General features: G+C 71.9%; 10 protein-coding genes. 8 read left to right on the top strand and 2 right to left on the bottom strand.

Annotated elements, in window-relative coordinates; all coding sequences use genetic code 11:
• Nucleotides 1-724 (top strand): pirin family protein (locus ACFW2E_RS33085; RefSeq protein WP_384471437.1); only part of this gene is annotated, 724 nt, incomplete at its 5' end.
• Nucleotides 725-1,213: 489 nt separating this feature from the next.
• On the opposite strand, the gene ACFW2E_RS33080 is transcribed toward ACFW2E_RS33085, so the two are convergent.
• Entirely contained in the window at nucleotides 1,214-1,828 is a 615-nt protein-coding gene (locus ACFW2E_RS33080; protein WP_384471434.1) for a CBS domain-containing protein, read from the bottom strand.
• Between the two features lie 453 nt (nucleotides 1,829-2,281).
• Here ACFW2E_RS33080 and ACFW2E_RS33075 point away from each other — a divergent pair, with 453 nt between their 5' ends.
• The 5 genes from ACFW2E_RS33075 (at nucleotide 2,282) to ACFW2E_RS33055 (ending at nucleotide 6,414) form a co-directional block, all read left to right on the top strand.
• Nucleotides 2,282-3,088 carry a VOC family protein gene (locus tag ACFW2E_RS33075; protein WP_384471431.1) on the top strand — a complete coding sequence of 269 codons (807 nt, stop codon included), beginning with the start codon at nucleotides 2,282-2,284 and terminating at the stop codon, nucleotides 3,086-3,088.
• A 149-nt stretch (nucleotides 3,089-3,237) separates the two neighbouring features.
• Complete coding sequence (locus ACFW2E_RS33070) at nucleotides 3,238-3,660, top strand: CBS domain-containing protein (protein WP_384471428.1); 423 nt, start codon at nucleotides 3,238-3,240, stop codon at nucleotides 3,658-3,660.
• A gap of 67 nt (nucleotides 3,661-3,727) precedes the next feature.
• Complete coding sequence (locus tag ACFW2E_RS33065; protein WP_384471425.1) at nucleotides 3,728-4,165, top strand: archease; 438 nt, start codon at nucleotides 3,728-3,730, stop codon at nucleotides 4,163-4,165.
• A gap of 53 nt (nucleotides 4,166-4,218) precedes the next feature.
• Nucleotides 4,219-5,646, top strand: a complete 1,428-nt coding sequence (locus ACFW2E_RS33060; RefSeq protein WP_384471422.1) for an RtcB family protein — start codon at nucleotides 4,219-4,221, stop codon at nucleotides 5,644-5,646.
• 96 nt (nucleotides 5,647-5,742) lie between these two features.
• Complete coding sequence (locus ACFW2E_RS33055; RefSeq protein WP_384471419.1) at nucleotides 5,743-6,414, top strand: lysophospholipid acyltransferase family protein; 672 nt, start codon at nucleotides 5,743-5,745, stop codon at nucleotides 6,412-6,414.
• Nucleotides 6,415-6,533: 119 nt separating this feature from the next.
• Here ACFW2E_RS33055 and ACFW2E_RS33050 read toward each other — a convergent pair whose 3' ends face one another.
• Complete coding sequence (locus ACFW2E_RS33050; RefSeq protein ID WP_384471416.1) at nucleotides 6,534-7,637, bottom strand: hypothetical protein; 1,104 nt, start codon at nucleotides 7,635-7,637, stop codon at nucleotides 6,534-6,536.
• A 281-nt stretch (nucleotides 7,638-7,918) separates the two neighbouring features.
• On the opposite strand from ACFW2E_RS33050, the gene ACFW2E_RS33045 reads away from it, so the two are divergent.
• Together ACFW2E_RS33045 and ACFW2E_RS33040 are read left to right on the top strand one after the other, a co-directional pair.
• Nucleotides 7,919-8,146, top strand: a complete 228-nt coding sequence (locus ACFW2E_RS33045; protein WP_384471413.1) for a DUF1918 domain-containing protein — start codon at nucleotides 7,919-7,921, stop codon at nucleotides 8,144-8,146.
• A 133-nt stretch (nucleotides 8,147-8,279) separates the two neighbouring features.
• The coding region (locus ACFW2E_RS33040) for a phosphoribosyltransferase (RefSeq protein ID WP_384471410.1) at nucleotides 8,280-9,166 on the top strand (887 nt) is incomplete at its 3' end.

Genomic DNA, 9,166 nt, shown 5'->3' with positions numbered 1-9,166 from the left:
GGGGCTGCAGACGGTGAGCTGGCTGCACGAGGGCGAGGTGCTGCACCGCGACTCGACGGGCAGCCTGCAGACCATCAGGCCGAAGGAGCTCGGACTGATGACCTCCGGCCGGGCGATCAGCCATTCCGAGGAGAGCCCGCACGCGCACGCCCGGTTCCTGCACGGCGCGCAGTTGTGGGTGGCCCTGCCGGACGCACACCGCCACACCGAGCCCAGGTTCGAGCACCACCCCGAGCTGCCGACGGTCACGGCGCCGGGCCTCACGGCGACGCTGCTCCTCGGCTCGCTCGACGGCTCGGCCTCGCCCGGTACGGCGTACACCCCCATCGTCGGAGCAGACCTCGCGCTCGATCGCGGCGCCGACGTCCGGCTGCCCCTCGACCCGGACTTCGAGTACGGCGTCCTGGCGATGTCCGGAGAGGTGCATGTCGACGGGGTGCCCGTGCTGCCGGGCTCGATGCTCTACCTCGGCTGCGGGCGGTCCGAACTGCCGTTGCGCGCCGAGTCGGACGCCGGGCTGATGCTGCTGGGCGGCGAGCCGTTCGAGGAGGAGCTGATCATGTGGTGGAACTTCGTCGGCCGCTCCCAGGCAGAGATCGCACAGGCTCGTGAGGACTGGATGAGCGGGACACGCTTCGGCGAGGTGAAGGGCTACGACGGGGGTCCGCTGCCCGCACCCGAGCTCCCGCCGGTGCCGTTGAAGCCACGCGGAAGGGTGCGCTGAACAGGGAGGAGTGAACAGGGAGAAGGCTGGCCTGCAAACCAACGCGCTCGGGTCCGTCCGTCCGCTCGCCCTGTGACGACGGTCCCTTGCGGGCAAGGCCGCCGGGTGTTGCCGCACGGACGTCTCCGAGGCTGTCCGATTCCAAGGTGTGGGCATCCTCGGGCAGCTCCGGCCGGACGAATGCCCGCCCAATGCCGACCTTCCTGACGGGGCGGGTGTACGGATGGCGGTGGGAGCAAGAGCGCAGGTGTCCGCCCGGCGCGAATCCGCCGATCGCGAGCCGGGCGAACGCCCGACGGGGCCACGTCCGCACGGCACGAGCGGCGCGACCGCCACCCGGCCGCCCGCGCGCCGGCGGGCACCGGCCCCAGAACTCGCCGCGCTGGTGGACGAAGCGGCCATCGACGCCGTACCGGCCGGCGGCACGGTCCGCCCGGCGGCTCGGCGAGGCCCGCGGCCGGAGCTGCAGCCCGGTGCAGGCTCGGGGCCCTAAGGAGCAGGCTCGTCCGTCGCGTCGTCCCGGTCGAAGCCGAGCCGGTTGACCACGTCCACCACACCGTCCACGCCTTCGCACAGCCGCACCGTGACCGGGACCAGGCTCCTGCGCTGCACGCTGCCGCTCAGCGTGACCCTGCCGTCGGTGACCTCGACCGTGAGCGCGGAGGGAGGCAGTCCGAGCGTCCGCACGACGACGTCCTCGAGGATCTCCTCCTCGATCGCACGGTCCCTGCGGAGGAAGAGCTGCACCAGGTCGCTTCGGCTGATCACCCCGATGAGCCGGCCGTCGTCGTCCACCACGGGCAGCCGTTTCACCTTGCGCCTGTCCATGGTTCTCGCGGCACGCACCGCGTTCCATCCCCGCTCCGCGACCACGGCCGGACTCGTCATCAGGTCCCGGGCGGTGCCCCCGCCACCGGCGGAGGTTTGCGAACGGAGCAGGTCCGCCGCGGACACGACCCCAACCGGCCTGCCCTCGTCGTCGATCACCGGAACGGCCGTGATGCCGTACTCGTCAAGAAGATGCGCGATCTCCATGAAGGACGTGCCCGGCTGCACGCTCACGACGGTGGGCGTCATCAGATCGACCACACTGCGATGTCGCACCGCTCAGCCCCTCCTCGACTTCACCGTCCGGGCCGCGAGGCTTCACCCGCGGGTACCGGCTCACGCACCGTGCCTGATCTCGATGTGGCCTCGGCCTTCTCAAGTCCCAGTCTCACACTGACGGTGAGCATGCCGTTGGCGCAGTCGGCAACGGCTCCCGCTCCGGTAGCGGTCCCCATCGTGGGTCGAGCAGGTGCACCGTCACCGGCCGGCTCTCCGCCGCGAAAGACGCCGTCGCGGACTCGAGGATGTCCGCATCCTCGTCGAGGGTGTCCACATCCTCGGCAGCGTCGGTGTGGCGACCAGGCGGAGTACAAGGTCACAGCGTTGCAGAAGGGGTGGGTCACCGCACCTCGAAGCGGGCCGCGCACATCCACCGGGCCCGGCAGACGTGCAGGCCAAGCCATCTCGTCGGACACTGGGGTTGGTATCCGAGATCAGGGTGCGATGGCCATGAACCAGGACGGCACGACACACTCTTCCGGTGCGACGGACACCGTCGAGACGGGTTCGGTGTTCGGCGCGCCGTGCTGGGTGAGTCTTACCACCCGCGACCTCGACGTCACCCAGGAGTTCTACGGTGCCGTGCTGGGCTGGCGATGCCGTAGAGCCAGGCTGGGCGACCATTTCCGGACCGCACTGGCGGACGGGATACCGGTCGCGGGTATCGCAGCGGTGGCTTCCATGTGGCAGATGCCTGCGGCCTGGACCCCGTACTTCGCCGTGGCGAACGCGGACGAGGCCGTGGCCCGCACCCGGGAGCGCGGCGGCACCGTGGCGGTCGGGCCGATCTCCTTCCTTCCCGGCAGAGCGGCGTTGCTCGCCGACCGCGCCGGAGCCACTTTCGGGATCTGGCAGGGGAGACTCGTCTCCGAGTGGGAGGCGTGGCGGCAGGCGGCACCGACATTCATCACCCTCCACACTCGCGACGCCTTCGACGCCGCGATCTTCTACGGCGAGATCCTGGACTGGGCCTCGGGACTCCCCGGCTGCTGCGAAGTCGATTGCACGGGAGGCGAAGTGCTGCTGCGGAGCCGGGGCGACCTCGTGGCCCGCATCGAGTCGGGGGCGGTGGAGACGCCGCCCGACCCCTCGGTCCGGACACACTGGCAGGTCCACTTCGCCGTGAGCGATGTGGAGTCATGCGCCCGGGCGGCCGAAAAGCACGGCGGCGGCGTCGTGGCGGCGGGCGAGGACGAGACCGTGCTGCGGGACCCCGACGGCGCCCGGTTCACAGTGACCTCGCGTCGGCGCCGCTGACGTCCTGCTGGGACTGCCGGCACGCGCTCGGGGGCCCGGACGGCATGGACGAAAGCCCCGGGCAACAGGAACAACAGGAAGCCGGAGGTGGCCGTGGCCGACGCCGACAAGGACCTGGCCCAAGTCCGCACACAGTGGAGAGCCGAACGATGACAACTGCCAAGGACATCATGACCCCTGGAGCCCAGTGGATTCCCCTCACCGAGACACTGGACCGGGCCGCCCAGATGATGAGGGACCACGAAGTGGGAGCGCTACCGGTCAGCGACCCGAACAACGACGACCGGATGTGCGGCATCATCACGGACCGTGACATCGTCGTGAAGTGCATCGCCGCAGGTCACGACCCTGCACGGGTTACGTGCGGTGCCCTGTGCGAGGGCACGCCGCGCTGGATCAACGCCGGCTCCGACGTCTCCGACGTCCTGCGTGAGATGGAGGATCACAGGATCAGGCGCCTCCCGGTGATCGAGGACAAGCGCATGATCGGCATGATCAGCGAGGCGGACGTCGCCCGTCACCTCACCGACGACCAGCTCGCCGAGTTCGTCCATCGGGTGTACGCGGGCTGACCCCAGGGGTCGGCACACCCGAGTGGGACCGCCCGGCAGGCCGGCTTCCGGGACAAGTTCTCGCACCATGACCGATCATCGGCCCGAGCAGTCGCTGCGCGGTCATCGGTGTCTTCCGCACACCGGTGATCTGCGTATCGAGGCGTGGGCGCCGACACGCGAGGAGTGCATCGTGGAGGCGGTGCGGGGCATGGTAGGCAGTTTCGCCGAACTGCCTGCGGGTGCCTCCGGCGTCACCCGCGAGCGCGTGGTGTCGGCCGAGGACGACGGCCGGCTGCTGGCCGCCGTGCTCGAGGAGATCATTTACCGCATGGACGCCGCGGCCGAGCTCCCCGTGGACGTCGCGGTGACGCCGGAGCAGGGTGGGGTACGCGTGCGATTCAGGATGGCCGGCAGCTCGACGGCCACGCAGACCGGGGCCGTGCCCAAGGCCGTCGCGCTGCACGGACTGTGGCTGGCCCGGGATTCGCACGGGTGGGCCTGCCGAGTGACCCTGGATGTGTGACGGCTGTCCCGGCGTCCCGCGCCGGAACGCCTCGCCGAGGAGGCCGAACCGACATGGACATCCGGCCGGTGGCGGAAGGACCCTGGCGATTCCGCATCGAGCGGACCGGCGCCATGCGGGTACCCGGAGTGGTCCTCGCCCCACGGGAGCTGCTGCCGGACGAGCCCGGCGACCAGGCCCTTCAGCAGGTGGCCAACGTGGCCACGCTGCCGGGGATCGTCCGCGCCTCGTACGCCATGCCCGACATCCACTGGGGCTACGGCTTCCCGATCGGCGGCGTGGCCGCGACCGACGTCGCCCACGGCGGGATCGTCTCGCCGGGAGGCGTGGGCTTCGACATCTCCTGCGGGGTGCGCCTGCTCACCGCGCACGTGGACCGCACCGCCCTGCTGCCGCAGCTGCCCGCACTGATGGACCGCCTGGACGAACTGATCCCGCGCGGGCTCGGGCGCGGCGGACTGTGGCACCTGGCGGGACGGGTGCAGCTGCACGAGATCCTGCGCGGCGGCGCCCGGTACGCGGTCGAGCAGGGCCACGGAGTACCGCGCGACCTGGAGCGGTGCGAGGACGGCGGAACCGTCGGTGACGCCGATGCCGACCAGGTCGGCGAACGCGCGCTGGACCGCGGCGCCGGGCAGGTCGGCAGCCTCGGCTCGGCCAACCACTTCCTGGAGATCCAGGCAGTCGACGCCGTCTACGACGAGACGTGCGCGCAGGCGTTCGGCCTGCGCCCCGGCCTGGTGTGCGTCATGATCCACTGCGGCTCGCGCGGCCTGGGCCACCAGATCTGCGCCGACCACGTGCGGAGCATGGACATGGTGATGCGGCGGTACGGCATCGACGTGCCCGACCCGCAACTCGCCTGCGCACCCGTCGACTCGCCCGAGGGCCGCGCCTACCTGGGCGCGATGGCCGCGGCCGCGAACTTCGCCCGCGTCAACCGCCAGCTGCTCGCCGACGCCGCCCGCGGCGTCTTCCGCGAGACCACCGGCGCGGGCCTGGACCTGCTCTACGACGTCTCGCACAACCTCGCCAAACTGGAACGCCACACCGACGACGGCGCAGCCCGGCCGCTGCTGTGTGTCCACCGCAAAGGCGCTACCCGGGCCCTGCCGCCGGGCCACCCCGACCTGCCGGACGCGCTCCGCCGCTTCGGTCAGCCGGTGTTCGTGCCCGGCACGATGGGCACAGCCTCGTACGTCATGACCGGCAGCACCGGCAATCGGGCGTTCGCCTCCTGCTGCCATGGCGCGGGCCGCGTCTGGAGCCGCCACCGCGCGCACCGCGAAGTGTCCGCCCGGCAGTTGCGCCTGCAGCTGGACGACGCGGGGGTCGCGGTGCGCCCCGCCTCCTGGCGCAGCGTCACCGAGGAGGCCCCAGAGGCGTACAAGGACGTCGACGCCGTCGTCCGGGCGAGCGAACACAACGACCTGGGCCGCCTTGTGGCGCGCCTGGTGCCGCTGGGCGTCCTCAAGGGCTAGCCATGGGCTGGACCAGCCCTGAACCGATTCGGCCGGCGCACTCGGGCGCGCATCAGCAGACCGTCACAGCAGTTGTCGCCACCCTGGGGGTGCTGTGTGCTCAGTCGCCTCGCCGAGGCCGTCGTACCGGTCCTCGGCCGTCTGGACGTCACCACGGATGTGGCTGTCGGGCCCATTGCGGGCAGCATCATCATCGCCAACCACACCTCCCTCAGTGACCCCGCGGTCGTCCTCGCCGCGCTGCGCCGCCTCGGCACCGAGCCCGTCGTGCTGGCAGCCGCGGGGCTGTGGCGCATCCCCCTGCTCGGCCGTGTCCTGAACCGGGAGGGGCACATCCCGGTTCACCGGCACGACCCCCGAGCCGCCCGAGCGCTGCGCGAAGCCCAGGCCGCGCTGACCGCGGGCCGGTCCGTCCTGCTCTACCCGGAAGGCGGCCTCCCGCACCGCAAGGGCGTCCGCGAGGCTCCGCCCCGGCCCTTCCACCCGGGCCTCATCCACCTCGCGCACGCCACCGGCGCGCAGATCGTGCCCCTGGGCCAGGCCGGGGCCCGCGCACTGGCGTCCGGCAGCCCCCTGGAACAGGTGGCAAGGCTGCTCACCGCTCCACTGCGCCGCCCACGACTCCACGTGCACGTCGGCGCACCTCTGCGCCTGCGCAGCGAACAGACCCGGGCCCAGGCCCTGGCCATGACGCACGGCGCGCTGACCCAGGCCTGGCGCACCGCCGCCCGACGACTCGGCGCAGCGTTGGTCCTCGCCCCGCACTGAACACCTCGGCGGCACCGCCGTTTCGCAACAGGACCGGCTGTGGACACGTCCCCGGGGGCCGGCGGCAAACGTCCTGCCGCGGCTTCCCGGATGCCCCTTCACTCACGGGACATGGGATTTCACGCACGGGACGTGGGATCGGCGTAGCGCAGCAGTACGCCCACGCCCTCGCTCAACCACTGCTCCTGCTCGGGCACCACGACCAGTTCGGCCCTCGTGCCGACGAGGGCACGGGCGAGTGCCGTGTCGGCCCGTTCCTCGCTGGCCTCCCGTATTCCGTAGGTGCGCAGTTCCTGTTCGGCAAGGGCGAGTTGGCCGGGTTCCGGGCCGACCCACAGGCGGAACGGCGACTCGGGGTGGTCATTGAGGAAAAGGGCCTTCACCCTGCCGCCTTGCAGCGCCGACACGGCGGGCGCAAGGCCTTCCGCGAACGCTCCGTCGCGGGCCCGCTCGGCGAGGAACGCGTCCAGCAGTGCCCGGTCGTGCGCGGCCATGCGCCCTGTGAGGAGGCTTTCGAGCCGCTGCTCCAGCAGTGCCCGCCCGGGCTCGGACTCGCCGGCGCCCTCCACGGTGGTGACCTGCCCGCGCAGGGCGGCCGGAAGCCGGTGGATGAGGATGCCGCGGGCCCAGACGTCTCCGGCGACGACCACCGTCTCGACGTCGATGCGCCGTGCGTGACCTTCCAGCTCCCGGCCGACCTCTCCGGCAGCGCGGGTCCAGTCGCCCACCGGGATCTCCTCGTCCAGCCGGTGGCCCGGCGTGACCCTGGTGAGCGGCCATGTGCCCACCTCGGCCTCGATCCGTACGGTGCCGGTGGCGTCCGTCGAGTGACGGCCGCCGTAATGCACGTGCACCGCCAGGTACGGGATCGCGGGGGCGTGCTGGACGATCAGCGGCATGGTGTCCGGCAGCGTTCCGAAGTGCGCGGTGTCCCGTGCGGGCGGTGCGGGCAACTCGTCCAGCAGGGCCAGCCGTCCGTGGGCGGTGAACACGGCCTGACCGTGGGTGCCGGGAATGTCCGTGTCGCGGCCCAAGGTGCCCGCCACCGCGGTGATGGAGTTCCGGTCCGCTCCCTCGGCCATCAGGGCGTCCCGAAGATGCCGCCAGCGCAGTTGTATGGCGGCATCGGGATCCTCGATGCCGGCGTCGCGGGAGGTGTCCAGGTAGACGGACGCGAACGGACCGGACTGCTTGTAGAGAGGTTCCAGGAAGGAAAGTTTCATGGTCACTCCCGAGGGGGCTTTCCGCGCCACGTGCCACCACGCCCGGGATGCCGCCGTATCCGGACACGTTCGGTGGGGTGCCACGGCTTCTCCGACTCCAGCATGCGCCTGCCCGACGAGCCGCGCCCGCTCGCCCACGAGGAGGGTGGCGTCTGCCCGCCGGCCGGTCACGGGCCCGACAGCCCGCCGGAGGTGCCCGAACGGCCCTTCTGCGCGAGCCGCCTTCCGGGGTCATCCTGAACGAGGACAGGGAACGACGGCAGGGAACGAGGTGAGCCACGATGAAGGCGCATGAAGGTGACGTGCTGCGTTTCACCGGCAGAACCGTGGGATCCCCTGAACACCATGCCACCGTCGTGCAGGTGCTCGGCGAACACGGCGAACCGCCCTATCGGGTGCGCTACGAAGACGGTCACGAGACAGAGATCTTTCCCGGTCCGGGATGCGTGATCGAGACCCACCCGGCACACAGCGCCTCGTTCGGGCAGCCGCACCGGCAGAGGCGGTGACCGCGCTCGCCGAAGGCGGACACGGGTCCGGGCGGCCTGCCTGCGGGCGGGGCTGCACGCGGCGTCGGGCGGCACGGGGCGCGGTCGCAACGGGGGTGAGGCATGGCAGGGACCGTGGCGAGGAGGCCGGGTCATGTACTTCGTGGATCGCCGAGACGCCGGCCGACAGTTGGCAGCCCGCCTGAAGCATCTCAAGGGTTCCGACGTCGTGGTGCTGGGGCTGCCCCGCGGAGGGGTACCGGTCGCCGCGGAGGTCGCCCGGGCTCTCGGCGCGCCGCTGGATGTGTGCCTCGTACGCAAACTCGGCGTGCCGTTCCAGCCGGAGCTGGGCATGGGAGCCATCGGGGAAGGCGGCGTCCGCGTGATCAACGACGAAGTCGTGCGCGCCGCCCGTACCACCCCGGACGAGCTGGCCGACGTCGAGGCACGCGAGCGGGAGGTACTGGAGAGCCGCGCCCGACGCTACCGGGGCGAGCGGGAACCGATCGGACTCGAAGGCCGGTCGGCGCTGGTGATCGACGACGGGGTGGCCACGGGTTCGACGGCGCGAGCGGCCTGCCGGATCGCCCGCGCTCGCGGGGCCGCACGGATCGTGCTCGCGGTTCCCGTGGCACCGCATGACTGGACCGCGCGGCTGGGCACGGACGCCGACGAGCTGGTGTGCCTGCACACGCCGTGGGATTTCTATGCCATCGGTCAGTTCTACGCCGACTTCTCCCAGACCGACGACGACGAGGTCGTCGCCTGCCTGGAGGAGGCCCTCGCCCGCCCGGTAGGCACCCGGCGGACTCCGCCTGGGCATGCCCTGCCGGAGGACCGGGAAGCCGACGTGCGAGCGGGTCCGCTGGTGCTGCGGGGAGAGCTCACGGTCCCCGAGGGCGCGCCCGGGATCGTGCTGTTCGCGCACGGCAGCGGCAGCAGCCGCCACAGCCCGCGCAACCGGTTCGTCGCGGCCCGGCGGAACCGCGCCGGCCCGGGGCCCCGGCGGGTAGGCCGCCCCCCCCCGGGGGGGGGGGTCTC

Origin of the sequence: Streptomyces sp. NPDC058964 (genome assembly GCF_042741275.1) — a bacterium.
In the GTDB taxonomy this organism is placed as follows: Bacteria; Actinomycetota; Actinomycetes; order Streptomycetales; family Streptomycetaceae; genus Streptomyces.
The sequence above is the reverse complement of the archived record's forward strand: the minus strand, read 5'-3'. Positions and strand labels throughout refer to the sequence as shown.

Excerpts from the sequence above, each read along its gene's own strand:
- ACFW2E_RS33075 (WP_384471431.1), top strand. The coding sequence starts at position 2,282 with ATGAACCAGGACGGCACGACACACTCTTCCGGTGCGACGGACACCGTC.
- ACFW2E_RS33070 (WP_384471428.1), top strand. The coding sequence starts at position 3,238 with ATGACAACTGCCAAGGACATCATGACCCCTGGAGCCCAGTGGATTCCC.
- ACFW2E_RS33065 (WP_384471425.1), top strand. The coding sequence starts at position 3,728 with ATGACCGATCATCGGCCCGAGCAGTCGCTGCGCGGTCATCGGTGTCTT.
- ACFW2E_RS33060 (WP_384471422.1), top strand. The coding sequence starts at position 4,219 with ATGGACATCCGGCCGGTGGCGGAAGGACCCTGGCGATTCCGCATCGAG.
- ACFW2E_RS33050 (WP_384471416.1), bottom strand. The coding sequence starts at position 7,637 with ATGAAACTTTCCTTCCTGGAACCTCTCTACAAGCAGTCCGGTCCGTTC.
- ACFW2E_RS33045 (WP_384471413.1), top strand. The coding sequence starts at position 7,919 with ATGAAGGCGCATGAAGGTGACGTGCTGCGTTTCACCGGCAGAACCGTG.